At 63.5% G+C, this 25,341-nt stretch carries 28 protein-coding genes, 2 tRNA genes and 1 riboswitch; of the genes, 18 read left to right on the plus strand and 12 right to left on the minus strand.

The features are described 5' to 3' along the window. Positions 1-280 precede the first annotated feature (280 nt). Together DC366_RS09770 and DC366_RS19870 are read left to right on the plus strand one after the other, a co-directional pair. The gene (locus DC366_RS09770) at positions 281-553 is read left to right on the plus strand and encodes a BRO-N domain-containing protein (protein WP_279305760.1); all 273 of its coding nucleotides are present in this window, start codon (positions 281-283) and stop codon (positions 551-553) included. A 917-nt stretch (positions 554-1,470) separates the two neighbouring features. After that, positions 1,471-1,635: a hypothetical protein gene (locus DC366_RS19870; protein WP_165802883.1), complete on the plus strand. Its 165-nt coding sequence runs from the start codon at positions 1,471-1,473 to the stop codon at positions 1,633-1,635. Positions 1,636-1,936: 301 nt separating this feature from the next. Here the strand turns inward: DC366_RS19870 and DC366_RS09775 are convergent. Further along, positions 1,937-2,012, minus strand: a tRNA-Lys gene (locus tag DC366_RS09775). A 108-nt stretch (positions 2,013-2,120) separates the two neighbouring features. Here DC366_RS09775 and dapF point away from each other — a divergent pair. The 4 genes from dapF to DC366_RS09795 all read left to right on the plus strand — a co-directional run bounded on the left by dapF (position 2,121) and on the right by DC366_RS09795 (position 5,481). After that, positions 2,121-2,954, plus strand: a complete 834-nt coding sequence (gene dapF / locus DC366_RS09780) for a diaminopimelate epimerase (protein ID WP_108692041.1) — start codon at positions 2,121-2,123, stop codon at positions 2,952-2,954. After that, a complete protein-coding gene (gene mtaB, locus DC366_RS09785; protein ID WP_108692042.1) occupies positions 2,951-4,201 on the plus strand; it encodes a tRNA (N(6)-L-threonylcarbamoyladenosine(37)-C(2))-methylthiotransferase MtaB in 1,251 nt (416 codons plus the stop codon). The genes dapF and mtaB overlap by 4 nt, the downstream gene beginning before the upstream one ends. Continuing rightward, positions 4,201-4,809, plus strand: coding sequence for an FMN-binding negative transcriptional regulator (locus DC366_RS09790; protein ID WP_108692043.1), 609 nt, complete (start codon positions 4,201-4,203; stop codon positions 4,807-4,809). The genes mtaB and DC366_RS09790 overlap by 1 nt, the downstream gene beginning before the upstream one ends. Positions 4,810-4,878: 69 nt before the next feature. Further along, positions 4,879-5,481, plus strand: coding sequence for a glutathione S-transferase (locus tag DC366_RS09795; RefSeq protein ID WP_108692283.1), 603 nt, complete (start codon positions 4,879-4,881; stop codon positions 5,479-5,481). A 36-nt stretch (positions 5,482-5,517) separates the two neighbouring features. Here DC366_RS09795 and DC366_RS09800 read toward each other — a convergent pair whose 3' ends face one another. After that, entirely contained in the window at positions 5,518-6,198 is a 681-nt protein-coding gene (locus DC366_RS09800; protein WP_108692284.1) for an outer membrane protein, read from the minus strand. Positions 6,199-6,447: 249 nt separating this feature from the next. On the opposite strand from DC366_RS09800, the gene petA reads away from it, so the two are divergent. The 4 genes from petA (at position 6,448) to DC366_RS09820 (ending at position 10,182) form a co-directional block, all read left to right on the plus strand. After that, positions 6,448-7,032 carry a ubiquinol-cytochrome c reductase iron-sulfur subunit gene (petA, locus tag DC366_RS09805; protein WP_108692044.1) on the plus strand — a complete coding sequence of 195 codons (585 nt, stop codon included), beginning with the start codon at positions 6,448-6,450 and terminating at the stop codon, positions 7,030-7,032. Between the two features lie 13 nt (positions 7,033-7,045). After that, complete coding sequence (petB, locus tag DC366_RS09810; RefSeq protein ID WP_108692045.1) at positions 7,046-8,389, plus strand: cytochrome b; 1,344 nt, start codon at positions 7,046-7,048, stop codon at positions 8,387-8,389. A gap of 17 nt (positions 8,390-8,406) precedes the next feature. Then, entirely contained in the window at positions 8,407-9,267 is an 861-nt protein-coding gene (locus DC366_RS09815) for a cytochrome c1 (RefSeq protein ID WP_243405106.1), read from the plus strand. 183 nt (positions 9,268-9,450) lie between these two features. After that, positions 9,451-10,182 carry a MauE/DoxX family redox-associated membrane protein gene (locus tag DC366_RS09820; RefSeq protein ID WP_108692047.1) on the plus strand — a complete coding sequence of 244 codons (732 nt, stop codon included), beginning with the start codon at positions 9,451-9,453 and terminating at the stop codon, positions 10,180-10,182. Between the two features lie 4 nt (positions 10,183-10,186). Here DC366_RS09820 and DC366_RS09825 read toward each other — a convergent pair whose 3' ends face one another. Further along, positions 10,187-11,212, minus strand: a complete 1,026-nt coding sequence (locus DC366_RS09825; protein ID WP_108692048.1) for a LacI family DNA-binding transcriptional regulator — start codon at positions 11,210-11,212, stop codon at positions 10,187-10,189. A 118-nt stretch (positions 11,213-11,330) separates the two neighbouring features. Here DC366_RS09825 and DC366_RS09830 point away from each other — a divergent pair. Further along, positions 11,331-11,407, plus strand: a tRNA-Arg gene (locus DC366_RS09830). A 5-nt stretch (positions 11,408-11,412) separates the two neighbouring features. Here the strand turns inward: DC366_RS09830 and radC are convergent. Then, positions 11,413-12,177 carry a RadC family protein gene (gene radC, locus DC366_RS09835; protein WP_108692049.1) on the minus strand — a complete coding sequence of 255 codons (765 nt, stop codon included), beginning with the start codon at positions 12,175-12,177 and terminating at the stop codon, positions 11,413-11,415. A gap of 147 nt (positions 12,178-12,324) precedes the next feature. Here radC and DC366_RS09840 point away from each other — a divergent pair, with 147 nt between their 5' ends. Both DC366_RS09840 and DC366_RS09845 read left to right on the plus strand, forming a co-directional pair. Then, positions 12,325-12,753 carry a protein tyrosine phosphatase family protein gene (locus DC366_RS09840; protein WP_108692050.1) on the plus strand — a complete coding sequence of 143 codons (429 nt, stop codon included), beginning with the start codon at positions 12,325-12,327 and terminating at the stop codon, positions 12,751-12,753. Beyond that, entirely contained in the window at positions 12,753-13,490 is a 738-nt protein-coding gene (locus DC366_RS09845; RefSeq protein WP_108692051.1) for a 2-dehydro-3-deoxygalactonokinase, read from the plus strand. Before DC366_RS09840 ends, DC366_RS09845 begins: the two co-directional genes overlap by 1 nt. Positions 13,491-13,524: 34 nt before the next feature. Here DC366_RS09845 and msrA read toward each other — a convergent pair whose 3' ends face one another. From msrA to DC366_RS09860, 3 genes are all read right to left on the minus strand, one after another. Beyond that, entirely contained in the window at positions 13,525-14,178 is a 654-nt protein-coding gene (msrA, locus tag DC366_RS09850) for a peptide-methionine (S)-S-oxide reductase MsrA (protein WP_108692285.1), read from the minus strand. Between the two features lie 121 nt (positions 14,179-14,299). Continuing rightward, positions 14,300-14,785 (minus strand): GNAT family N-acetyltransferase, encoded by a 486-nt coding sequence (locus DC366_RS09855; protein ID WP_108692052.1) that lies wholly within the window; start codon positions 14,783-14,785, stop codon positions 14,300-14,302. Continuing rightward, complete coding sequence (locus DC366_RS09860; protein ID WP_108692053.1) at positions 14,782-15,390, minus strand: HD domain-containing protein; 609 nt, start codon at positions 15,388-15,390, stop codon at positions 14,782-14,784. Before DC366_RS09860 ends, DC366_RS09855 begins: the two co-directional genes overlap by 4 nt. A gap of 121 nt (positions 15,391-15,511) precedes the next feature. Between DC366_RS09860 and ahcY the strand changes: the two genes are divergently transcribed. From ahcY to folE2, 4 genes are all read left to right on the plus strand, one after another. Next, positions 15,512-16,903, plus strand: a complete 1,392-nt coding sequence (ahcY, locus tag DC366_RS09865) for an adenosylhomocysteinase (RefSeq protein WP_108692054.1) — start codon at positions 15,512-15,514, stop codon at positions 16,901-16,903. A 166-nt stretch (positions 16,904-17,069) separates the two neighbouring features. Further along, complete coding sequence (locus DC366_RS20065; protein WP_207768691.1) at positions 17,070-17,921, plus strand: PRC-barrel domain-containing protein; 852 nt, start codon at positions 17,070-17,072, stop codon at positions 17,919-17,921. Positions 17,922-18,095: 174 nt separating this feature from the next. Further along, on the plus strand, positions 18,096-18,437 hold the full coding sequence (locus DC366_RS09875; RefSeq protein WP_108692055.1) for a DUF2853 family protein: 342 nt from the start codon (positions 18,096-18,098) through the stop codon (positions 18,435-18,437). Between the two features lie 170 nt (positions 18,438-18,607). Further along, positions 18,608-19,708: a GTP cyclohydrolase FolE2 gene (folE2, locus tag DC366_RS09880; protein ID WP_108692056.1), complete on the plus strand. Its 1,101-nt coding sequence runs from the start codon at positions 18,608-18,610 to the stop codon at positions 19,706-19,708. A 3-nt stretch (positions 19,709-19,711) separates the two neighbouring features. On the opposite strand, the gene DC366_RS09885 is transcribed toward folE2, so the two are convergent. From DC366_RS09885 to DC366_RS09900, 4 genes are all read right to left on the minus strand, one after another. Continuing rightward, positions 19,712-20,611 (minus strand): dihydrodipicolinate synthase family protein, encoded by a 900-nt coding sequence (locus DC366_RS09885; protein WP_108692057.1) that lies wholly within the window; start codon positions 20,609-20,611, stop codon positions 19,712-19,714. A 20-nt stretch (positions 20,612-20,631) separates the two neighbouring features. Next, positions 20,632-21,810 carry an O-succinylhomoserine sulfhydrylase gene (metZ, locus tag DC366_RS09890; RefSeq protein WP_108692058.1) on the minus strand — a complete coding sequence of 393 codons (1,179 nt, stop codon included), beginning with the start codon at positions 21,808-21,810 and terminating at the stop codon, positions 20,632-20,634. Positions 21,811-21,868: 58 nt separating this feature from the next. Then, a riboswitch (SAM riboswitch) is annotated at positions 21,869-21,945 on the minus strand. Positions 21,946-22,018: 73 nt separating this feature from the next. Then, positions 22,019-22,618, minus strand: a complete 600-nt coding sequence (locus tag DC366_RS09895) for an inner membrane-spanning protein YciB (RefSeq protein ID WP_108692059.1) — start codon at positions 22,616-22,618, stop codon at positions 22,019-22,021. A gap of 18 nt (positions 22,619-22,636) precedes the next feature. After that, entirely contained in the window at positions 22,637-23,539 is a 903-nt protein-coding gene (locus DC366_RS09900; protein WP_108692060.1) for an EamA family transporter, read from the minus strand. 66 nt (positions 23,540-23,605) lie between these two features. Here DC366_RS09900 and DC366_RS09905 point away from each other — a divergent pair, with 66 nt between their 5' ends. Continuing rightward, the gene (locus DC366_RS09905) at positions 23,606-24,088 is read left to right on the plus strand and encodes an MgtC/SapB family protein (RefSeq protein ID WP_108692061.1); all 483 of its coding nucleotides are present in this window, start codon (positions 23,606-23,608) and stop codon (positions 24,086-24,088) included. 3 nt (positions 24,089-24,091) lie between these two features. On the opposite strand, the gene ftsY is transcribed toward DC366_RS09905, so the two are convergent. Then, positions 24,092-25,276, minus strand: a complete 1,185-nt coding sequence (ftsY, locus tag DC366_RS09910; protein WP_108692062.1) for a signal recognition particle-docking protein FtsY — start codon at positions 25,274-25,276, stop codon at positions 24,092-24,094. Between the last annotated feature and the right edge of the window lie 65 nt (positions 25,277-25,341).

Raw genomic sequence — 25,341 nt, forward strand, 5'->3', positions numbered from 1 at the left:
AGGTGGACGACTTTTACGCCGCCCGCAGCAGGCTCATCCCGCCGCTACCGCGGCCGACTTTCGCACCGCCGTTCTCATGCGGGCGAAGGCAAAGCTGCTCTTCAGTGTCAGTGTCATGTGTTCGGTCCTTTCTGGGGTGTCTGAGGGGACACTAGGTGGGCATTGAAAGCCTGGCAACATATTGTTTTCATTGCATTAACGAGACAATCCCGCTGGCGGGAACACCAGCACAACCCCTGAAATTTCCACCTTCAAGTTCCACAACATTGAACTGCGAACAATCCTGATCGACGGCGAGCCGTGGTTCTTGGCCGTGGATGTGTGTAAGGCGATTGGGGTCACTTCCCGCACCGCGTATCAGAAGCTGGCAGCGGATGAGCGCAGCACCGTACAACGGATGTACTGTGGGTTACAGCCCGGTAAGCCGCTGGTGACTATCAATGAGCAGGGTCTCTACCGCCTGACCATGCGGTCCAACAAGTCGCAGGCCAAGGAGTTCCAAGACTGGGTCACCGGAACCGTGCTGCCCGCTATCCGCAAGGATGGAGGCTGAAGCTGGATAAAGGTCAGCACTATTGACTAATATGGGTGCTGCTGAGGGATAGGTGCTCACCATCAGTAACTCTCTGACACCTAAACAGAGCGCCTTAAGAGCACCGTACAGGGCCGAAAGGCTCTTTAGACTAGGGGGTGGGGTGCGGACGAGGCCTTACAGGCGCTGTGAGGCGCTTCCCCGCGCTCTACGGGCCTTCCAGAAAAAACCACACCCTTGGGAAAGCAGGCGCTATCATGCCGACCAGCGGCGGCGGCGGCGGCGGAACCCCTGCCAGCTACAACGCCAGCGCCCCCCGGAGAACCGAACGGGCACCTGAAAGACGACCGAAAGGCCCCGCTTGGCTGGCCCAGATCGGCCCGCTTGGGCACCGAGGGGCAGATTTGAGGCAGTGCCTTGATAACTCACAACAAAATCAATTAACACACACAGGGATTTCCGATTAACCCACACCTTAGGATAGGTGCGAATGGAAGGTTATGTAAGGTTACATGTTAAGGTGAACCATAAGGCCTCCCTTAAAGGTTCCCGTTAAGGTTCACCCTAGGGTTCATCTCTATCATCATCTATCACATACACCTTCTACATACAGCTTCATGCTAAGTTGATGAGGAGGAGGATGGAGGAGGTAACACCCTCGCATGGTCGATCAGGCACCGACAGTGCCCCGTGTGGTCTCCCCTTTGCCGAACCGAAGCGTGGCGTCATGCGCGCGGCGTCGAGCGAGTCCACCACGGCGAAGAAGTCGCACGCCCAGGCCGTCCGATCCGTTTCCAAATCGGCAAGGGGTGCTGCCCGGGGTCCACCATCTCGGCCAAAGGTGCCGGCGGCGGTCATCACGAGAGGGTTGAAGGATTCGCGGAGGAGGGAGATCCGTCCATCCTCACCGAAGCGAACAGCGTGATGCGCTGCGAATCGTGCAGTACGACTCTTGCCGCGGAATCGAAGGCTGGACCGTCATCAACTATGCTTTCGACGATTTCTTTGACGACAAGTACCAGCAATGGTTGGACGCGCCTCAAGAACTTGGCGGGCTGTTCGATACCCCGGAGGGTCTGGCCGCCGCGTTTGCAGCGCAGTGACCATGATCCCTTTGACCCGCGCCATGGACACTCTCGTCATCAATCTCTCCAAACGCCCTTCCGGACTCAAGGATGTGCTAGGGAAGGTATATGAAGGCCGTCAGAACTTCATTGAGTCGACCTACGTCGACTGATGTTGAGACGTTGAAAGACCACGACACCCTGAGCCAGGAAAATGGTAGTGAGATACAAATTGCGCAGCAACTTGGGTGCGCATGCTTGTGGAAACTCTTGCTGACCATTGCGGCGAAAAGCCTGCCACTTGTGGCAGACTCCTGTGACGCATCACAATTTGTATCAGTGGTGAGCCGTGCAGGATTCGAACCTGCGACCCACTGATTAAAAGTCAGTTGCTCTACCAACTGAGCTAACGGCCCACTAGGTGGCGTAATTAGAAAGACACGTCCCGGGGGTCAACCCCAATTCGGACGCCAAAGCTGCGCAATCGCTGGATTCCTTTCAGACAGAGGTTTATACGCCGCCGCATGGCACCGCACGCACCCTCCGATCTGGCCTTCATGAAGATGCATGGCCTTGGCAACGACTTTGTCGTGCTGGACGCGCGCGACCGGGATCTGGCTGTCACTGCCGAGCTGGCGCGCGCCCTGGGCGATCGGCGGCGTGGCATCGGGTTTGACCAACTGGCGGTCATCACGGCAGGCGCCGGGGACGCGCATCTGGCGTTCTGGAACACTGACGGCAGCGTTGCGGGCGCCTGCGGCAACGCCACGCGCTGCATCGCGCGATACCTGATGGACGAAAGCGGCGCGGGCGCCGTGCATCTGACCACCGCGCGCGTCGATCTTCATGCGCGTGATGCGGGGGGCGGGTTGACATCCGTCAACATGGGCGCGCCGCAGCTGGACTGGCAGGAGATCCCGCTGGCCGAGGCGATGGATACGCTGGAATTGCCGATCGAGGGCGGGCCCGTCGCCACCGGCATGGGCAATCCGCATTGCAGCTTTTTCGTCCCCGACGCCGAGGCGATCCCGCTGGACCAGTTCGGCCCGCGCTACGAGCATCATCCGCTGTTCCCCGAGCGCACGAATGTGCAGATCGCCAGCATCATCGGCCCCGATCACATCCGCATGCGCGTGTGGGAGCGGGGCGCGGGGCTGACGCTTGCGTCCGGGTCCTCCTCCTGCGCGGTCGCCGTGGCGGCGGCCCGGCGGGGGCTGACCGGGCGCGCCGTGCGCGTGGATCTGGACGGCGGCACGCTGATGGTCGACTGGCGCGAGGATGGCGTCTGGATGACCGGCCCGACGATGCATGTGGCCAGCGGCACGCTGACCGCGCAGTTTCTGGAGAGTTTGCAATGAGCGCGCCGATCTTCTCCAACCATGGCTGCCGCCTCAACGCCTATGAAACCGAGGCGATGAAGGAACTGGCCGCCGAGGCGGGGCTGGAGGGCGCCGTTGTCGTCAACACCTGCGCCGTGACGTCCGAGGCGGTGCGCAAGGCCCGGCAAGACATCCGCCGCCTGCGCCGCGACAACCCGGATGCGCGCATCATCGTCACCGGCTGCGCGGCCCAGACCGAGCCTGCGACATTTTCCGCCATGCCCGAGGTCGACGCCGTCATCGGCAATACCGAAAAGATGCAGGCCAGCACGTGGTCCGGCCTTGCCGGCGATTTCGGGACGGAGCCGGTGCAGGTCGACGATATCATGTCCGTCACCGAAACCGCGGGCCATCTGATCGACGGGTTCGGCACGCGCAGCCGCGCCTATGTGCAGGTGCAGAACGGCTGCGATCATCGCTGCACGTTTTGCATTATCCCCTACGGTCGCGGCAATTCGCGCAGCGTCCCGGCGGGCGTCGTGGTGGACCAGATCAAGCGGCTGGTGCAGCGCGGCTATAACGAGGTGGTGCTGACCGGGGTGGATCTGACCTCATGGGGCGCGGACTTGCCGGGCGGGCCGCGCCTCGGCGATCTGGTCATGCGCATCTTGCGGCTGGTCCCGGATCTGCCGCGCCTGCGAATCAGCTCGATCGATTCGATCGAGGTGGACGAGAACCTGATGCAGGCCATCGCGACCGAATCGCGGCTGATGCCGCATCTGCATCTGAGCCTGCAACATGGCGACGATCTGATTCTCAAGCGGATGAAGCGGCGCCACTTGCGCGACGATGCGATCCGCTTTGCCGAAGAGGCGCGGCGCCTGCGCCCCGAGATGACCTTCGGTGCCGACATCATTGCCGGTTTCCCGACCGAGACAGAGGCACATTTCGAAAATTCCCTCGCGCTGGTGCGCGAATGCGATCTGACATGGCTGCACGTCTTTCCCTACTCGCCGCGCCCCGGCACGCCCGCCGCGCGGATGCCGCAGGTGAACGGCGCGGCCATCAAGGCGCGCGCGGCGCGGTTGCGCCGCGCGGGCGACGCGCAGGTTGCGCGGCATCTGGCGGGGCAGGTGGGGCGCGATCACGCGGTTCTGATGGAAAACCCCCATATGGGCCGGACCGAGCAATTCACCGAGGTTGCCTTTGACGCGCCGCGCCCAGAAGGGCGGATCGTGGCTGCGCATATCACCGGCGCGCGCGGCGCGCAGCTGGTCGCGGCCTGATGCATCCAAATCCCGTCTATCGCGTGGCAACCGCCGCCTTCAATCTGGACTTCGCGCGGCATCAGGGCTTTGGCATGCTGGCGGTGGCCGCGGCGGGCGCGCCGCTGGTCAGCCATGTCCCCTTTGTTCTGAATAAGGCGGGCGATGTGGCCGATTTCCACCTCGTGCGCTCGAACCCCATCGCGCGGCTTGGCGCGGCGCCTGCGCGGCTGGCGGTGCAGGGGCCGCATTCCTATATCTCGCCCGATTGGTACGGGATGCCCGATCAGGTGCCGACGTGGAACTATGTCGCCGTGCATCTGGTGGGCGACATCACCCTGCGCCCCGAGGCCGAGCTGCGCGCGCTGCTGGATCGCCAGTCGGCCGCGCATGAGGACAGGCTGCTGCCCAAGACGCCGTGGACCGCCGCCAAGATGACGCCCGATACCCTCGACCGGATGATGCGCCAGATCGTGCCATGCCGGATGACCATCACCGAGGTGCACGGCACCTGGAAGCTGAACCAGAACAAGCCGGAGGCGGCGCGCCTGTCGGCTGCGGATAACGTGGACGCCTATGGCATGGGCCAGGAAACCGCGCTGCTCGCGGCGCTGATGCGCGGCGCCTGACCGCTCTGGACAGCGCCGGGGCGCGCTTTTACGGTGCCGCAAAAGGCGCCAGAAAAGGAGCGGACCCGCATGAAACTGTTGATGGGCCCCACATCGCCCTTTGCGCGCAAGGTTGCCGCGGTCATCCACGAACTGCAGCTGGCGGACCGAATCGAGCAAAGGATCGTCACGACAACCCCGCTGAAAAGCGATCCGGGCGTGGTGGCTGCAAATCCGCTGGGCAAGATCCCGTCGCTGATCCGGGAGGATGGCTGCACGCTTTATGACAGCCGGGTGATCTGCCGATATCTCGATTCGCTGGTCGGCGGCACGCTTTATCCCAAGGCCCGCCAGTGGGAGACACTGACGCTGGAGGCGACGGGTGATGCGATCATGGATGCCGGTGTGTCGATGATCTACGAGCTGCGGATGCGCCCCGACGACAAGCAATGGGATGGCTGGATGGACGCGCAATGGGCCAAGATCACCGCCGCCATGGACGCGCTGGAGGGCCGCTGGATGAGCCATCTGGCAGGGCCGCTGGACATCGGCCAGATCTCGGTCGCCTGCGCGCTCAGCTATATCGAGTTCCGGCACGGCCACCGTGAATGGCGCGCCGCGCGCCCACAGTTGGCCACGTGGCTGGACGTGTTCTGCAAACGCGAGAGCATGCAAAAAACCCGGCCTGAATGAGGCCGGGTTTGACATCGCGATAGCGGTGGAGGCAGATCAGAAGCTGTAGCTGACGCCGATGTTGACGGCATGCGTGACCAGCTCGGTGCGCAGCTTGCCGTTTGCGCCGCCGGGATCGCCGTCGATCGTCACGTCATTATCCGACCACGTGATCTGATACTCGCCGAACAGCGCCCAGTTTTCGGTCAGCGAATATTTCATGCCCGCGATTCCGCGCAAGGCCAGCCCCGTCACCTCGTAATCATAGGTGCGGTTCGTCGCGCCGCTCGCCAGGATATCGACATGGGGAACGGCCACACCGATGCCCGCGCCGCCATAGGGCGTGAAGTTGCTGCCATTGAAGGCGCCCGGAAACCGTTTCATCACGTTGGCCGTGACGATGTTGTGCCCGTCGGTGAATTCCAGCCGGTCAAAGCCCATCGCGCTCATGTCCGCAGTGCTGGCATAGGCCTTGGTATGGGTGCCCTCGATGCCGAAGCCGAGATTGTTCGCGGTCCACCAGATCGCGCGGCCACCGTAGTAAATGGGCGCGTCAAAGGATTTGCCTTCCCAGTCGACATTGCGGTTGATCGGGCCGCCGCCGTTCGGCATGAAGCCTGTCGCGTCGCTGTCGCTGGCGGTCTGTGTGCCCAGATAAAGGCTGAGCTCCAGCTCGGCGGCGGCGGGCGTGGCAAGCAGCAGCATCGCTGCGGTCGCGGTCTTGAGTGATTTCAGCATCGGGGCGGCTTTCCGTTTGGGCATCAGGACGATGGTCGTGGCGTCGCCACATCTGCGCGCAGTCATACACCGGCCATGGCCCTGTCTCAAGCGCGACACATGCGCGCCCCCGGCAAGTGTGGGGCATTGGACACTGGACGGGCTGGCCAAGCCTCGCTAAAACCCACAGCGGAACAGTCGCGGGCATGGCTTGCGGCCCGAAAACCGCATGGGCCGCCGCAGGCGGTCTTCGACAATGGAGTATACCTCGTGTCCCACGCAGACGATCACGAAGGCACCCGGAGGGACTTCCTCTACTATGCCACAGCCGGCGCTGGCGCCGTCGCGACCGGCGCAGCCGTTTGGCCGCTGGTCAACCAGATGAACCCGTCGGCGGACGTGCAGGCGCTCAGCTCGATCCGGGTTGACGTGTCGGACGTCGAGGTCGGCACCCAGATCACGGTCAAGTATCTGGGCAAGCCCGTTTTTATCCGCCGCCGCAGCCAGGCCGAAATCGAGGCCGCGCGTGACGTTAACGTCGATTCGCTGATCGACCCGACATCGCAGAACCCCAACCTTGACGGCGTGCAGCCCGCAACGGACGCGAACCGCACCATCGCCATGCCGGGCGCCGAGGGCGACGCGGCCGAGGAATGGCTGGTGATGATCGGTGTGTGCACCCATCTGGGCTGCGTGCCCATCGGGGACGGCGCGGGCGAGTTCGGCGGATGGTTCTGCCCCTGCCACGGCTCGCATTACGATACCGCCGGACGTATCCGCAAAGGCCCCGCGCCCGAGAATCTGTGGATTCCCATCGCAGAATTTGCCGACGAATCAACGATCAAATTGGGATAAGGACACAAAATAGATGGCTGGTATTCCGCACGATCATTACGAACCCGGCACGCGGGGCGAAAAGTGGCTTCACCGCCGCCTGCCCATTGTCGGGCTGCTTTATGACACATTGATGCTCCCGACACCCAAGAACCTCAACTGGATGTGGATCTGGGGCATCGTCCTGACCTTCTGCCTTGTGCTGCAGATCGTCACCGGCATCGTTCTGGCGATGCATTATACGCCGCATATCGACTATGCCTTCGCATCGGTCGAACACATCATGCGCAACGTGAATGGCGGGCATTTCATCCGCTACCTGCACATGAACGGCGCCTCGCTGTTCTTCGTCGCCGTCTATCTGCACATTTTCCGCGGCCTCTATTACGGCTCCTACAAGGCCCCGCGCGAGATCACGTGGATCATCGGCATGTTGATCTATCTTGCGATGATGGCAACGGCCTTCATGGGCTACGTTCTGCCCTGGGGCCAGATGTCGTTCTGGGGTGCCACGGTGATTACCGGCCTCTTCGGTGCGATTCCCTTCATCGGCGAGCCGATCCAGACATGGCTGCTGGGCGGGCCTGCGGTGGACAACGCCACGCTGAACCGCTTCTTCAGCCTGCATTATCTGCTGCCCTTCATCATCGCGGCGCTGGTTGCGGTCCATATCTGGGCCTTCCACAGCACGGGCAACAACAACCCGACCGGCGTCGAAGTGCGCCGCACCTCGAAGGCCGAGGCGGAAAAGGACACCGTGCCTTTCTGGCCCTACTTCGTGATGAAGGATCTGTTCGCGCTGGCCGTGATTCTGGCCGTCTTCTTTGCCATCGTCGGCTTCATGCCCAACTATCTGGGCCACCCCGACAACTATATCGAGGCGGATGCCCTCGTGACGCCCGCGCATATCGTGCCTGAATGGTACTTCCTGCCCTTCTACGCGATCCTGCGTGCCTTTACCGGCGATGTCTGGGTCGTGATCGCGGCAAGCTGGATCACCGGCGGTATCATCGATGCCAAGTTCTTTGGCGTGCTGGCGATGTTCGGCGCGATCGCGGTCATGGCGCTGGCGCCCTGGCTGGACACATCAGGCGTGCGGTCGGGCCGGTATCGCCCGATGTTCAAGTGGTGGTTCGGCCTGCTGTGCCTGGATTTCATGGTGCTGATGTGGGCAGGGGCCATGCCGGCCGAAGGGATCTATGGGGTCATCTCGCTGATCGCGTCGGCCTATTGGTTCGCCTACTTCCTGATCATCCTGCCGCTTCTGGGCGTGATCGAGAAGCCGCTGCCGCAGCCCGCGACGATCGAGGACGATTTCAATGCGCATTACGACGCGCAGACCGGTGGCACGCATACCATCGTCAAACCTGCCGAATGAGAGGGGACATGAAAACAATGTTCAGTAAAATTGGCGCGCCTCTGGCCGTCGCCGCCGCACTCTCGGTCGCAGCGATTTCGGGGCAGGTGGCCAATGCCGCCGGTGCCGGTGTGCATATGGAGGATGTCGATTTTTCCTTCGAGGGCCCGTTCGGCAAGTTCGACACGCTGCAACTGCAGCGCGGCCTGAAAGTGTATACCGAGATCTGCGCAGCCTGCCACGGCCTGCAATATGTGCCCCTGCGCACCCTGCATGACGAGGGCGGCCCGCAGTTGCCGGAGGATCAGGTGCGCGCCTATGCCAGCCAGTTCGAGGTCTTCGACGAAGAGCTGGACGATTTCCGCGAGGCGAAGGCATCGGACCGTTTTCCGATGTCCAACCTCGAAACCGCGCCTGACCTGTCGCTCATGGCGAAAAAGCGGGCCGGCTTCCACGGCCCCTACGGCACCGGCATCAACCAGCTGCTCAAGGGGATCGGCGGCCCGGAGTATATCTATACCCTGCTGGTCAGCTACCACGACGCGCCCGATTGCGCGCCCGAGGATTTTCCCGGAAGCTATAACTCGGCCTTCGCATCGGGCGGTTTCCCCGACGAGTGCAAGGACGAGGCCGGGAATCACACGGTGCCCGGCAGCTGGATTTCGATGGCGCAACCCCTCTGGGGGGACGATGTCACCTATGACGACGGCCATGAAGCCACGATCGAAGCGGAAGCCAAGGACGTGGCCGCATTCCTGATGTGGACCGCGGAGCCCAAGCTGATGGCCCGCAAATATGCCGGCCTGACGGGCGTGTTGTTCCTGACCGTGCTTTCGGTCCTGCTCTACCTGACAAACAAGCGCATCTGGGCGCCCATCAAGGGTAGGAAAAAGCACTAACCAAGCCGGATCTGCCCCCCGGATTCAAACCCCGCTCGCCCCGGCGAGCGGGGTTTTTTCGTATTTCAGGCGATTTCGGGAACCTTCCAGCGCCGGAGGCTCGTTTTGTCGCCATAGCACTTCACGCGCGGCCGATGCACCGCGTCGCAGGCCAACCGCACTGACACGCGAGAGGAGACTGAGATGCCGAAAACAGCAACGCTCTACCGGATGGTCATGCCTGGCCACCTCTGCCCGTTCGGTCTGAAATCCAAGGACCTGCTGGAACGCGAGGGCTACGAGGTGGAGGATCATTGGCTGGAGACGCGCGAGGAAACCGACGCGTTCATGGCGAAAGAAGGCGTCGACACCACGCCGCAGACATATATCGACGGTAAGCGGATCGGTGGCCATGACGAGCTGCGCGAATTCTTTGGCCAGCACGTCCGCGAAGAAGGCGAGACCAGCTATGTGCCCATTATCGCCATCTTCAGCACTACCGCGCTGATGGCCTTGGCGCTGTCATGGGCCACCTTTGGAACGGTTCTGTCGATCAGGACGCTTGAATGGTTCATCGCATTGTCGATGACCGTCCTTGCGATCCAGAAATTGCAGGACGTTCGCAGCTTCTCCACGATGTTCCTGAACTATGACCTGCTGGCCCGGCGCTGGGTCCGCTATGCGTATCTGTATCCCTTCGGCGAGGCGCTGGCGGGCATTCTGATGCTGTCGGGCGCGTTGATCTGGATCGCGTCGCCCGTCGCCATATTCATCGGGGGCATCGGTGCGGTGTCGGTCATCAAGGCGGTCTATATCGATAAACGCGAGCTGAAATGTGCCTGCGCGGGCGGCGACAGCAATGTGCCGCTGGGATTCGTATCGCTCACTGAAAACGTGATGATGCTGGTGATGGGGATTTGGATGCTGCTCAAATGATGCGTCACGGCCGACGCAGCGTATCGCCGTAGCTGATCGTCGGCTCCAGCGCGATATGCTGCGGCGCCTGATCCGCGCCCGGCTGCACACGGTCCGCGATGATCTGTGCCGCGCGCCGCCCGATCTCGTGGCGGCAGGCATCCATCGTGGCCAATTCGCGCGGCAGACCCTTCAGCATGTTCAGCCCGTTGAACCCCGCCAGGCCGATCCGGTTCGGGATGTCATAGCCATGCTCAAGCAACCAAAGCAGTCCGCCCGCGCCAATCATGTCATTGGAATAATAAAGGAAATCCAGCTCCGGATCCCGCTCCATCATCGCCTGCGTCATCTCCCGCCCTTTGACCAGCGCCGAGCCGCCCGAATAAAACTCGCGCTCGGCAATCTCGACACCGGCCTTGGCCAGAACATTGGTCAGCCCCTCATAGCGTTTGCGCGCCCGGTGATCGCGCGGCATCGTCGTGCCCATGAAGCCGATTCGCCGATATCCCCCCTTGAGGATCGCGCGCCCCATCTGCTCGCCCGCGCGGCGGTGAGAGATGCCCACGACCGAATCGACAGGCGTGCCGTCGACATCCATGATCTCGACCACCGGGATCCCGGATGCGCGCAACATCGCGCGCGACGCTTCGGAATGTTCCAGCCCCGCGATGATGACGCCCGAGGGGCGCCATGACAGCATCTCGTAAAGGACCTTCTCTTCCTTTTCGCGCGTATAGTCGGTGAGCCCCATGACAGGCTGCAGCTCGGTTTCTTCCAGCACGTCGGTGATGCCGGTCATCACCTCAGGAAAGACCATGTTGGACATCGAGGGGATGATCACCGCAACCAGATTGACCCGGTTCGACGCCAGGGCGCCGGCGATCTTGTTGGGCACGTATCCCAGCGCCTTGGCACTGGCCAGCACGCGCTGCCTTGTGCTGTCCGACACGTCGCCGCGGTTGCGCAGGACGCGGCTGACGGTCATTTCGGAGACGCCGGACGCTTCGGACACGTCCCGAAGGGTCAGCGGGCGGTTCTGGTCTGCGGTCACATCAATACCCCGATCGGTTTGCGCGATGTTATCGCGAACATCGCGCCGTGATCAAGCGCGGCGCGCGAGTGGATTCCGGCATGACAAACCGAACCTGCCGCGCTATTCAGACGCCCACGGCCCCGTGGCTCAACTGGATAGAGCAGCCCCCTCCTAAGGGGCAGGTTGCAGGTTCGAATCCTGCCGGGGTCACCAGCCGCTCAAAGATATCCTTCGCTGCGAAAGCTGAGTTCGCATGATTTGCCGATGATCAGGTGATCATGCAGCGTGATCCCCATGATTGCCGCGGCATCCTTGATCTTTTGCGTCATCACGATATCCGCATCCGAAGGTGTCGGATCACCGGACGGGTGGTTGTGCACAAGGATCAGCGCGGAGGCATTCAGTTCCAGCGCGCGTTTGACCACCTCGCGGGGATATACCGGGACGTGATCGACGGTGCCGCTGGCCTGTTCCTCGTCGGCGATCAGCACGTTCTTGGTATCGAGGAAAAACAGGCGGAACTGTTCGGTGTCGCGGTGGGCCATCGTGGTGTGGCAGTAATCCAGCAGCGCGTCCCAGGATGAAATGACCTGCCGCTGCATGACGCGGGCGCGCGCCAGCCGCTGGCTGGCCGCCTCGACGATCTTCAGCTCCACGATCACAGCATCACCGATGCCGGATATCTTCTGCAGCTGATGGGCAGAAGCGGATATGACGCCGTTGAAATCGCCGAACCGATCCAAAAGCGCCCGCGCCAGCGGCTTGACGTCGCGCCGCGGAATGGCGCGGAAAAGCACCAGCTCCAGCAACTCGTAATCCGGCATGGGGCCGGCACCGCCCTGCATGAAGCGGCTGCGCAGGCGGGCGCGATGATCGCGGATATAGGACGGCTGCGCCGCGCCGGGGGTTCGGGCCGCGACCACCGTCTCGTCACCGCAAAAGAGGGGCAGCGCCGCCTCGCTGAAATGGGAATAACCGCTCATGACAGGCAGGATTGCCGAAACTGTTTAACGGCGGGTTAAGGCGTGTCGTGAATTAGATGAGGGGCCGGGGTGATGCCGGCGCAGGCCATTGATACCGGGCCGTCTTTGCCTGCATATTGGCGCCGACATTTACCCAAGGAGCGGCTCATGGACCTGCGCAGGATTTCCGACACCTTCAGCGTTTCGCCCCAGATCGAACCGGATGACGTGCCCGGCATCAAGGCGGCGGGCTTCCGCTCGATCATGTGCAACCGTCCCGATGGCGAGGAGGCCGGGCAGCCGGACCATGCCGCCATCGAGGCGGCGGCACGGCAGGCGGGGCTCGACTTTGCCGATGTGCCGATCGTTTCGGGCGGGCTGAGCGCCGCCGATATGGCCGATTTCAAGGCCGCACTGGCCGAGTTGCCCGCGCCGGTCCTGGCCTATTGCCGCAGCGGCACACGCTGCACGATGATGTGGAGCATTCACCAGATCGGCCAGATGCCGGAGAATGAGATCATCGGTGCCGCTGCCGACGCTGGATATGACATGCGCGCCGTGGTGGCGCAGATGGCTGCCCAAGGCGGCAAGGGCTGATGACAGCGCCTTGGGGGGTTCTGAGCGATGAGCGCCGCGTGACGCTGCACCAGCTGCTGGCAGGCGCGGCGACGAACCGCGCGTTTTCATCGCTGGCCGAAGCCCGGGAGGAATGCGGCATTGCGCCCTCGCGGCTGATCCGGCTGGACGAGGCATCGCAAAGCCCTCCGCCTGCTGCGACGCTTGGCCATTCGGGCGGTGTTTTGGGCGCGCTGCGGCAGATGTCTCCGGCCGCGCATCTGCCGTCCCGGGCGCGTATCTTGATCGCCGGGGTCATGGCGGATCAGCCTGACTGGGAGGGCATTGCCTTGCTGCCGGACGGCGCGGCGGGGGGCGACGGGATCACGCATTGGGTGCATGTCAGCGCGCGCGAGATCGTCAGTTTTCAAGGGGCCGCGACGGGGCGGATCGCCGCGGCTCTGGGCGCCCGGCTGGACGCCGCGATTGATGAGGCGGCGCTGAACGATACGCTCTCGCGCCCCGAACGGCTGGCCGCGCAGATTTACGCCGCGGATCTGAGCGGCGCGGAGGCGGCGTTGGCCGGGCATCTCTTGGGCGCCGAGCTGGCGTCGATGCGGCCCTATTGGCTGGGCCAGAGCGTGCGGATCGTGGGGCCCGACGCGGCCTATGGCGCGGCCTTGCGGCAACAAGGCGTCATGACAGACGCAACACCCTTGGCGCAGGCATGGGCGGCCGGTTTGGCCGCGCTGGGTGCGGCGGCGGGCCTTACGGGCTGACGACGCTGCCGCCAAACGTCAGGTTTCGAAAGTGTCAGTGCCCTTTGGCAAAGGGGGCGGCATCGCCCCACAGCTCGCGCACGCGGGCATCGCGGCCACATGCGCTGCGATAGCGTTTATAGGCCTCGGCCTGATCTTTGATCCCGAAACGGGTGATCTGCAGGTCCGAACCCTTGTAGTAATCCTGATGATACTCTTCGGCCTCGTAGAAGGTCTGAAGCGGCAGGACAGGCGTCACGATTTCCTGGCCCAGTTCCTGCTGGGCCTGCCGGATCGCCGCCTTGGCGTCTTCGGCGGCGGCCCCCTCGGCGAAGATCGCGGTGCGATAGCTTTCGCCGCGATCGCAGAACTGGCCGCCTGCGTCGGTCACATCGACCGAGCGCAGGAACATCGCCAGCAATTGCGCGCGCGAGACCTGCGCCGGGTCATACATGATCCGGACCGCCTCGTAATGGCCGGTGCCGCCGCGGGTAACATCCTTGTAGGTCGGATTGTCGGTGGTGCCGCCGGTATAGCCCGAGACCACCTCGGACACGCCCTTGACCGCCTCGAAATCGGCCTCGACGCACCAGAAACAGCCGCCGGCGACGGTCAGGGTTTCGGTCGCCGCCGCATGCGCAGTGCCGCCCTGAACGCTAAACCCGACGGCGATCAGCGCGCCCAGCAGCGCGGTTTTGATATGTGTCATGACTTGTGTCACGGGCGGTATCCTCCTGAGGCTCACCGCGAGCATGGCGCATGACGGTGGCCCCGCCAACCCGGCGAAACACGCCCTCACGCAAGGGTGAAACGCGGTGATCGGCGCGCGCTCAGATGTCGTAGCGTTTGAGGATCTTCTCCACCCGCCGCCCGGAGGCCAGCGGGACATCCGCGCGGCGCCCATAAACGCGAAAACCGCGGCTTTGGTAATAAATCAGACCGCCCTCATTCTCCGCGCTTATCTCGGCGCTGATCCAGACATAGCCGAGGGTGCGCGCCGCCTGCGCGGTTGCCGAGAAAAGCGCCGATCCCGTGCCAAGGCCGGTGCGGCCCACCTTGACGAAAGTGGCGATGCTGCACGCTTCGGGCGGCAGATGGCCCGACGGCTCGATATATTGAAAGCCGCGCAGCGCCCCGTCGCGATTCTGTGCCACATGCCAAGCCGAACGGTCCGGCGCCGATTGCATCATCTGCGCGATATCATTGGCTGTCACGGGCCGCCCGCGGGCGGTTTTGCCGTCCTCGTCGGTAATCTCGTTCAGCAGCTCGGCCATGGCGGGCGCATCCAGCGCCGCCGCACGGCGGACGGTGATCATTCCATCTGCTCCAGCAGCTGGGCGGTGCGCGCGGTATAGTCGCCGCGCGCCTCCAGCGGGGGCCGCAGGCGGATCGCCAGCCCCTCCATCAGCGCGGGATCGGGGCGGCCAAAGAAACGGTCGGCCTCGCCCGTGTCGAACCCGGCAATTTGCGTCGCCTCCATCCAGGCGCTGACGCGATCGGCCTTCTTGATCTGCTTCTTGACCGTGGCGGGGATCACGGCGGGCAGGCCAAAGCGGATGTGGATCGCCGCTGTCAGACGCTTGTCCAGCTCTTCATAGCCCGGACCGACCGCGTTCTTGACCGGCGATATCATGTCGCCGATCACGTATTCCGGCGCATCGTGCAGCAGCGCCGCCAGTTGCCATTTCGGCGGCGCCTTAGGCGCGATGCGGCCAAAGATGCGCTCCACCAGCAGCGAATGTTCGGCAACCGAATAGGCGTGATCGCCCGATGTCTGGCCGTTCCAGCGCGCCACGAAGGCAAGCCCGTGGGCAATGTCGTCGATCTCGATATCGACCGGCGTCGGGTCCAGCAGGTCCAGCCTGCGGCCCGACAGCATCTTTTGCCAGGCTCGTGATTTGGGGGCGCGGGGGGCTGCCATGTCGGACTCCAGTTCGATCCGCCCACGTCATAGCGTCCGGCAGCGCGGTTTTCCAGCATTGCCGCATCTCGGCACCGATGCTATTTGCGCTTCAACCCAAATTCGCAAGGAGCCGACCGAGATGGCAAACGACTATATCGTCAAGGACATCAATCTGGCCGCCTATGGCCGCAAGGAGCTGGACATCGCCGAGACGGAGATGCCCGGCCTGATGGCTCTGCGCGAAGAGTTCGGCGAGGAAAAGCCGCTGAAAGGCGCGCGCATCGTCGGCAGCCTGCACATGACGATCCAGACCGCCGTGCTGATCGAGACGCTGAATGCGCTGGGCGCCGATGTGCGCTGGGCCTCGTGCAACATCTTCTCGACGCAGGACCACGCGGCGGCGGCGATTGCCGAGGGCGGAACCCCGGTTTTCGCCATCAAGGGCCAGACGCTGGTGGAGCATTGGGATTACCTCGACCGCTCGTTCCAGTTCCCGGAAGGCGCGAACATGATCCTTGACGATGGCGGCGATGCGACGCTCTACGTGCTGCTCGGCGCGCGCGTCGAGGCGGGCGAGACGGAGCTGATCGAGGTGCCCACCTCCGAGGAGGAAGAGGCGATCTTTGCGCAGATCAAGAAGCGCATGAAAGAGAGCCCCGGCTGGTTCACGAAAACCCGCGACGCGATCAAGGGCGTCAGCGAGGAGACGACGACAGGCGTTCACCGCCTTTATGATCTGCACAAGAAGGGCCAGCTGCCGTTCCCCGCGATCAACGTCAACGACTCGGTCACCAAATCCAAGTTCGACAACAAATATGGCTGCAAGGAATCGCTGGTCGACGGGATTCGCCGCGCGACCGATACCATGATGGCGGGCAAGGTCGCCGTGGTCATGGGCTACGGCGATGTCGGCAAGGGCTCGGCCGCGTCGCTGCGGGGCGCCGGCGCGCGGGTGAAAGTGACCGAGGTTGACCCGATCTGCGCGCTTCAGGCCGCGATGGACGGCTTCGAGGTGGTGCTGCTGGAGGATGTGCTGTCCACAGCCGACATCTTCATCACCACCACCGGCAACAAGGACGTCATCCGCATCGAGCATATGCGCGAGATGAAGGACATGGCGATCGTCGGCAATATCGGCCATTTCGACAATGAAATTCAGGTCGCCAGCCTGAAGAACCACAAATGGACCAACATCAAGGAACAGGTGGACATGATCGAGATGCCTTCGGGCAATCGTCTGATCCTGCTGTCCGAGGGGCGTCTTTTGAACCTTGGCAACGCGACCGGGCATCCCAGCTTTGTCATGTCGGCCAGCTTTACCAATCAGGTGCTGGCGCAGATCGAGCTGTGGAAGAACGGCGATCAGTATGACAATCAGGTCTATATCCTGCCCAAGCATCTGGATGAAAAGGTCGCGCGCCTGCATCTGGACCGCATCGGCGTGAAGCTGACGCCCCTTTCGGCCGAGCAGGCCGCCTATATCGGCGTCACGCCCGAAGGCCCCTTCAAGCCCGAGCATTACCGCTATTAAGGCTCTGCGCCGACGTTTATCGGCGTAAAACCACTGATGACAAGGCTACAACAGGCAGGTTTCCGCCAAGGAAGCCTGCCTTTCCTCATGTCGCACGCCACGGCGGGAACCAAACCCCTCCATGCGGATTGATTGCCTGTAACGTGATGCGAAGGAGGAACGCAAAATGTCTCTCAAGACCCTTATGATGACTGCTGCAATTTCAGCGCTTATTTCCGGCGGGGCCATCGCCCAGACCACCAGTGACGATGTTGCCCCTGCGAATGACAGCATGGCGACAACGGATGTTGATGCGGGTGCGGCAGCGATGCCTGCGGAATTCACGTCGATCAACGAAATGACCGTTGGCGATCTGGTTGGTCAGAACGTCTATCAGCCCAATGGCGATACGATCGGCGATATCGATTATGTCGTCGGCCAGAGCGGCAGCGCGTCCGCGATCATCGGCATTGGTGGCTTTCTGGGCCTCGGCGAATATACCGTAGCCGTGCCGCTGGACGATTTCTCATATGACGCATCCCAGCAGATGGTCGTGCTCGACGAGACGAAAGAGACGCTGAAAGAGCGTCCCGAATTCGACGAGTCGGGCACCGAAAGCCTGCCGGACGAAACGCCGCTGGCTGATCTGATGGCAAGCGTTGACGGCTCGTCATCCACGTCGGCAACCGAAGGCGACGGAACGCAGACGGACGATCCCGCCGCAGCCGAAGATCCGGCGGCATCCACGGATGACACCGGTGCGGCGGCCGAGGGTGACGCGGCTGCGGATACCGATATGTCCACGTCCGACGATGGCAGCGGCGACGCCGCCACGGACGACGCGGCAACGGATGATGCCGCCACGGACGACGCGGCAACGGATGATGCCGCAACAGACGATGCGGCAACGGATGATGCTGCAACTGACGACACCGCGACAGATGATGCAGCAACGGATGATGCCGCGACGGATGACGCTGCAACGGACGATGCCGCGACAGACGATGCAGCCACCGAGGACGACACGGCGACGGAGTAAGCCGCGCACGCGTCCGCAGCGCACAAGAACTGCGCATTCAAACGCTGCCCCCGGTCCGCAAGGGCCGGGGGTTTTTTCTTTGTCATATCGCGCCCGATCAGTAATGTTTTCCGTGACCGAGGGACGGTCTGACAAAGTCGACACCATATGATTTACCGATAAAGGAGATTTGGAATGGGCAAACGGGATGATTTGATCGCGCGTTATGCGGAAGATTTGAAATCCAAATGCGGCATGACGCCGGACATGGATCTGCTGACGAAGGTGACGATCGGCTGCGGCCCTTCGATATACGACGCGGACGCCTCGACCGTCGCAGGCAGCCAGCCGGGCGAGCTGGAGACCGTCAAGGACAACTTCCTGATCAAGAAGCTGGGGCTGGCCGACGGCCCGCAGCTGATGGATGCCATCAACAAGGTGATGGATACCTATGGCCGCTCGGAGCGCAACAAGTATCGCGCCGTCGTCTATTACATGCTGACCAAGCATTTCGGCAAGGAATCGGTCTACGCCTGACCACATCAACGGCCAGATCCGCGCGCCTGCCATGCCTTTGGCGGGCGCCGGGCATGCCCATCGCGGCGCTGCGCCCTTGCCATTCGTCAATTTTGCGGCGGCCCGGCGTGGCAATTGCGGGTGCGCCGCCCTAAGTATCGCTGGGACAGTCGAACGGGAAGGGTCCGGAGATGACACATCAACCCAGTGATATCCAAACGCCGCCCGAGCGCGGGGAGGCGCAGGACGCGCTGGCGCTGCTGCGCCGCTGGGCCGCGCAGGCCACGCCCGAGGAAGTGGCGGACCTGGATCCCGCGATCTCGCGCCTTCTGCCGCGCGGCGAGGTGGCGAACTATCCCGCGCTTGCCCGCGCCTATCCCGAGGATTTCGACGCCGATGATGCCTATCGCGCCACCATGCCGGATCTGCAGAACGGCCCCTCATCCCTGATAAAGGGGTCGCGCCAGCAACTTCAGCATGTGGGCATTTCAAATTTTCGCCTGCCGATCCGGTTTCACACCCGCGATGGCGCCGACCTGACGCTGGAGACGTCCGTCACCGGGACCGTCAGCCTGGAGGCCAACAAGAAGGGCATCAACATGTCGCGGATCATGCGCAGCTTTTACAAGCATGCCGAGCGCACGTTCAGCTTCGAGGTGATGGCCGATGCGCTGGACGACTACATCTCAGATCTGGGCAGCGTCGATGCGCGCATCCAGATGCGGTTCTCCTACCCGGCCAGGATCAAATCGCTGCGCTCGGGGCTGGAGGGCTATCAATACTACAATATCGCGCTGGAACTGGTCGAGACGGATGGCGTGCGGCGCAAATTCATGCATCTGGATTACGTTTATTCCAGCACCTGCCCCTGCTCGCTGGAGCTGAGCGAACATGCGCGGCAGGCGCGCGGACAGCTTGCGACGCCGCATTCCCAGCGCTCGGTCGCGCGGATCTCGGTCGAGGTGACCTGCGACGATTGCCTGTGGTTCGAGGATCTGATCGAGATCGCCCGCAGCGCCGTGCCCACCGAAACGCAAGTGATGGTCAAGCGCGAGGATGAACAGGCCTTTGCCGAGTTGAACGCAGCCAACCCGATTTTTGTCGAGGACGCCGCGCGCCTGTTTTGCGAGGCACTGCTGGCCGATGGGCGGATCGGCGATTTTCGGATCGTGGCCAGCCATCAGGAAAGCCTGCACAGCCACGACGCCGTCAGCGTCCTGACCGAAGGCGACACCTTCGCCGCGCAAAGCCTGGACCCCAGGCTGTTCGCGACGCTGTTCCACGTCGGCTGACCGTCAGCCGCGCCAGATGGTGTCGGCCAGAGGCGCGGCCAGATCGGGCGTTGCGGGCAACAGCGGCGGGCGCAGGTTCAGCCAGCGCGCATCGCCGGTCTGCTGCGCCTTCAGCGCCTTCAGGCCAGGGATCAGCCCGCCGGCCTGAACCGCGGCGCGATGCGCGTCGATCTGGGGCTGCAGCGCCTTCGCGCCCGCCGCGTCGTCCGCGCGCGAAAGGTCATACAGCCGCCGGATCCCCGCCGCGTTCGAATTGCAGCTGGCCGAGATGCAGCCGCCACCGCCCAGCGCCATCGCGTCCAGCATCGCCCCCTCGCTGCCCGGAAAGACGGAGATGCCCGGCGCGGCCTCGATCACCGCGCGGGTGTTTTCCCAGTTGCCCGAACTGTCCTTGAGCGCGGTCACAACCTCGGGGAACGCCTCGTTCAGACGCGCGGCAAGCGCGGGGGTAAAGCCGATGCCGGCATATTGCGGAATATGGTAAAGGCAGATGGTCAGCGCATCGCTCCCCACCTTTTCGATCAGCAGGCTGAAATAGCGATAAAGCCCCTCGTCGCTGGCGCCGACGAAGAAAAAGGGCGGCAGCGTCATCACCGCGCGGCAGCCCAGCTCGACCGCATGGCGGCTCAGCGCCGCGGTTTCCTCCAGATTGCACAGGCCGGTGCCGGGCATCAGCTGATCGGCGCGCGCGGCGCCGCTCTGGACCAGAAGCTCGACCAGACGCATCCGCTCGGCAACCGAATGGCTCAGTGCCTCGCTGGTGGTACCGAAGGGCGACAGGTAATGCACGCCGTCCGCAAGGCATTGGCGCGCGTGATCGGTGTACAGGTCATCCGCGACGCTGAAATCATCGTTGAAAGGCGTCAGCAGGGGCGTGACGATGCCGGTCAGTCGTTGGGTCATAAGCCTCTCTCCATATGGGTTCAGACCGCGTCCAGCGCCTGCAGGATATCCGCGATCAGATCGCCGGTATCCTCTATGCCCAGCGACAGGCGCACAAGGCCCGGCGTGATGCCAAGCTGCGCGCGCTGGTCTTCGGGCAGACGTTGATGCGTGGTGGTCGCCGGGTGCGTGATGATGGATTTCGTATCGCCCAGATTGTTGGAGATCAGCACGATCCCCAGCGCGTTGAGAAACCGGAACGCCTCGGCCTGTCCTGCCAGTTCCAGCGCCACGACGGTGCCGCCCTCGCCCATCTGGCGCAGCACCAGATCGTGCTGGGGGTGGCTGGCATGGCCGGGATAGACGACGCGCGACAGCTTGGGATGCTCTTGCAACGCGTTTGACAGCGCCAGCGCAGTGGCCGCCTGCGCCCGCACGCGCAAGTCGATCGTCTCCAGCCCCTTGAGCATGATCCACGCGGTGAAGGGCGACATCGAGCCGCCCGTATGCTTCATGTAGGGCTCAAGCGTGCCGCGAATGAAGTCGCGCGTGCCGAGGATGACGCCGCCAAGGGCGCGGCCTTGGCCGTCGATATGTTTGGTGGCCGAATAGATCACCACATCGGCGCCTTGGCTGATGGCGCGGGAAAAGACGGGCGTGGCAAAGACATTGTCGACCACGACCAGCGCGCCATGGTCGTGGGCAAGCCGCGCGACCGCCTCGATATCGACGACCTCAAGGGTCGGATTTGCGATGGTCTCGAAAAAGACGGCCGTGGTATCGGGGCGGATCGCATCGCGCCACTGGTCCAGATCGGTGCCGTCCACGAAGCTGACCTCGACGCCATAGCGCGTCAGGATATCGCTGAGGATATAAAGGCACGAGCCGAAGAGCGCCCGCGCCGCCACCACGTGATCGCCCGCCTTCAGCAGCGATGTCAGCGCGCCCGACACGGCGGCCATGCCGCTGGCGGTGGCAAAGGCATCCTCGGCCCCTTCCAGCAGGGCGATGCGCTTTTCGAACATCGACACGGTCGGATTGCCGTAGCGGGCATAGATGAATTCGTCCGGCCCCGCCTCGATAAAGCGGGCCTGCGCGGCCTCGGCCGTGTCATAGACGAAGCCCTGGGTGAGAAAGATCGCCTCGCTCACCTCGCCCCAGCCGCTGCGGGCCGTGCCGCCATGCACCATTTCGGTGCGCGTCTTCCAGTCATCTGTCATGTTTCGACCTCCGGGGGCGATGCCCCAATAAAACCCCGTGCCGGTCATGCGAAAAGGGGGGCCTTTCCCCGTGACCTTTTAGCGAATTGTTTAACGTGGCCCGCAATCCGGTAACAAATCGCCACGGTTTTGCCACTACTCCCGCCGCGCGCCTGCGTCAACTGCCGGAGCCTCCGGCGGGGATATTTGGTGCAAGAAGAACGGCAGGTCACTCCTTGGGCGAGGAGCTGTGTTCCTGAAACAGTCTGGATTGGGTGATGAAGAACACGAAGATCGCGGCGGTCAGGCCGAAGGTCTTGAAATAGACCCAGGTTTCCTCGGACTGGGTGCGCCAGATGATCTCGTTCAGCAGCGCAAGGCCGAAAAAGAACAGCATCAGTCGGCGGGTGAGGATCATCCATCCCTCATGCGTCAGCGGCATGACGGTGTCCATGACCGTTTGCAGATAGGAGCGGCGTTGCAGCAGCCCGATGGCGAGGATGCCGCCGAAGAGCAGGTAGATGATCGTCGGCTTCATCTTGAAGAATTTCGGATCGTTGAACCAGATGCTGAGGCCGCCGAAAACGGTGATCAGGATCGCCGTCATCAGCTGCATCTTCGACAGGTGTCCGGTCAGCGCCCAGAGCACGCCAATCGAGGCCAGAAAAACCGGGATGAACCCCGCCGTGACGATGATGAAGCCGTCATATTCGGTGCCGCCGATCGTGAAGATCCGGTCCTTGAGCAACAGGTAGGCGACGAAGAACGCCAGGATCGGCCCCAGTTCGAGGGCGGTTTTCAGCGCGCCGTTGATCTTGCGTTCTTTCATGGATGTCTCCTTCGCGGCTTAGCCGCCCATTTCAACGATTACGGCGCCAATGGCAATCAGCGACATCAGCACCGTGCGGCGCGGCCCCACCGTCTCGCCCAGCACGAGCCAGCCGATGAGGGCGGCAAAGACGGTGGATGTCTCGCGCAGAACGGCCGCCTCGCCCACATTGTCGAGGCGCGTGGCCAGCATGATAGAGCCGAACGAAAAGAAGGCGACGATGCCGCCGATCACACCGCGCAGCATGAGGGGGCCGGGCGAAGGAGGCGCCGCCATCGCGCGCCACCGGTGCAGCGCGATCACCGGCATGGTCAGCCCGTCGATCAGGAAAAACCACGCAAGGAAGGTAAACGGGTCCGCCGTGGCGCGGATGCCATAGGCGTCATAGGTGGTATAGGCGGCCACCATGAAGCCTGTCATCAGCGCCAATGTCAGCGCCGCCGCCAATGTGTCGCGCGCGGCGGTCAGATAAGCCATGTTATAGGCCGCCAGCCCGAAGATGCCCGACAGCAGCACCGCGACGCCGCCCCATTGGACAAGGTTGAACTGCTCGCCAAAGATCAGGTAGGCGCCGATCACCGCAAAGAGCGGGCCGGTGCCGCGCACCACAGGGTAGACCACCGTATAGGCCCCGCGCGTATAGGCCATCGCCTGCAGCAGTTTATAGACGATGTGGATCGCCCAGGCGCCGGCAAAGATGGGCCACATATGCGGCTCGGGCCAGGGCACGACGAACAGCGCAAAGGGCGCGGCCATCACCGCATAGCTGGCGTCGATCGCGCCGCGCGTCAGCCACGGATCGTGCCGTCCCTTCTGCAGTGCGCCAAAGGCCGCGTGCAGGATCGCGGCCATCAGCGCCAGCGCCAGCGCCAGATGATGGCCCGCGGGCGTGCCCTCCAGCGATATCAGCCAATCGCTCATCTCGCGCCCCGCCGGGAACCATGCCGCGCGCCTCTACGTTTGAGTGCAGCAGCGACAGGAGGGCAGATGCTCGACACCATCGCCAACGAGATCGACGGCACCTTTACCTCGGTTCCGCCTTTGATAGCGGGCATCCGCCTGATGGCTGCGCTTGTGCTGGGCGGCGTCATCGGGTTTGAGCGGGAGTGGCGGAGCAAGCCCGCGGGCCTGCGCACCCATATGCTGGTGTCGATCGCGGCCTGCCTGTTCATTATCGTCAGCCAACAGCTGTCTGCGATGTCCTTTGGCGCCGACGCCGAACTGCAGGTGGACCCCCTGCGCCTGATCGAGGCGGTGACCGCCGGGGTCGCGTTCCTTGCGGCCGGGATAATCTTTACCTCCGGGGACAAGGTGCGCAACACCACCACCGGCGCCTCGATGTGGCTGGCGGGCGGCATCGGGCTGGCCTGCGGATCGGGGCAGATGCCGCTGGCGGCGATGGCAACGGTGATCGTGGTCACGGTGCTGACGCTGGTTGGCCTTGTCGGCCGGCGGATCGGACAGGAATAGTCGTTACTCCGTTCCAAGGCCCGTCAGGGCGGCCGCGAATTCCTCGGGATCGAAGGGCGACAGATCGTCGATCTGCTCGCCCACGCCGATGGCATGAATGGGCAAGCCGAACTTGTCTGCCAGCGCGACCAGCACGCCGCCGCGCGCCGTGCCGTCCAGCTTGGTCATGACGAGGCCCGAGACATCGGCGAGCTTCTGGAACGTCTCGACCTGGCTCAGCGCGTTCTGGCCGGTGGTAGCGTCAAGCACCAGCAGGGTATTATGCGGCGCGCTGGGGTCCTTCTTGCGGATGACGCGGACGATCTTGGACAATTCCTCCATCAGGTCGGCACGGTTCTGCAGGCGTCCGGCGGTGTCGATCATCAGCAGGTCCGCGCCGTCCCGCTCGGCCTGCGCCATTGCGTCCCACGCGAGCGATGCCGGATCGCTGCCCTCGGGCGCGGTCAGCACCGGCACGCCCGCCCGGTCGCCCCAGATCTGAAGCTGCTCGACGGCAGCGGCGCGGAACGTGTCCCCGGCGGCGATGACCACCGATTTGCCCGCGGCCTTGAACTGGCTGGCCAGCTTGCCGATGGTCGTCGTCTTGCCCGACCCGTTGACGCCGACGACCAGCACCACCTGCGGCGTCTTGGCATAGATCGGCATGGGGCGCGCGACAGGCTCCATGATGCGGGCGATCTCGCGCGCGAGCAATTCCTTGATCTCCTGCGCCGACAGGCGTTTGCCCATGCGGCCCTCGGCCATGTTGGCGGTGACGCGCAGCGCGGTGTCGACGCCCATGTCGGCGGTGATCAGCAGCTCTTCGAGCTGCTCCAGCATGTCGTCATCCAGCACCCGGCGCGGCGCCTTGGCGCTCTCGCGGCCCAGAAGGCGGCCCAGAAGCCCGCCGCGCGCCGCAGGCTCGGCAGATGGCGGGGTGTCCAGCGGAATCTCGATCGGTGTGGGCGCCGCGGGCGGGTCCGCGCGGCCCGATGGCACCTCTGCGGGCGCAGGATCCGGCACCTCGGACGGGGGCGGCGGGATTTCCTGCGGCGCGGGTTCGGCCACTGGCGCCGGGGGCGCGGAGGGCTGCGGGTCCGGTGCGGCGTCTGCCTCGGTCTGGCCGTCCTGCATGATCGCATCCAGTCCTTCGTCCAGCTTGGAAGAGGAATTGAACAGCCGATCCTTCAGCTTCTTGAAAAATGCCATGACGCCTCCGAAATTGCAGACCCTCTATGACCTAGTCGGCTTGGACGTGATATGGAAGGGTCCGA

The sequence above is a fragment of the Pelagivirga sediminicola genome, from assembly GCF_003072125.1.
Classification (GTDB): Bacteria; Pseudomonadota; Alphaproteobacteria; order Rhodobacterales; family Rhodobacteraceae; genus Roseovarius; species Roseovarius sediminicola.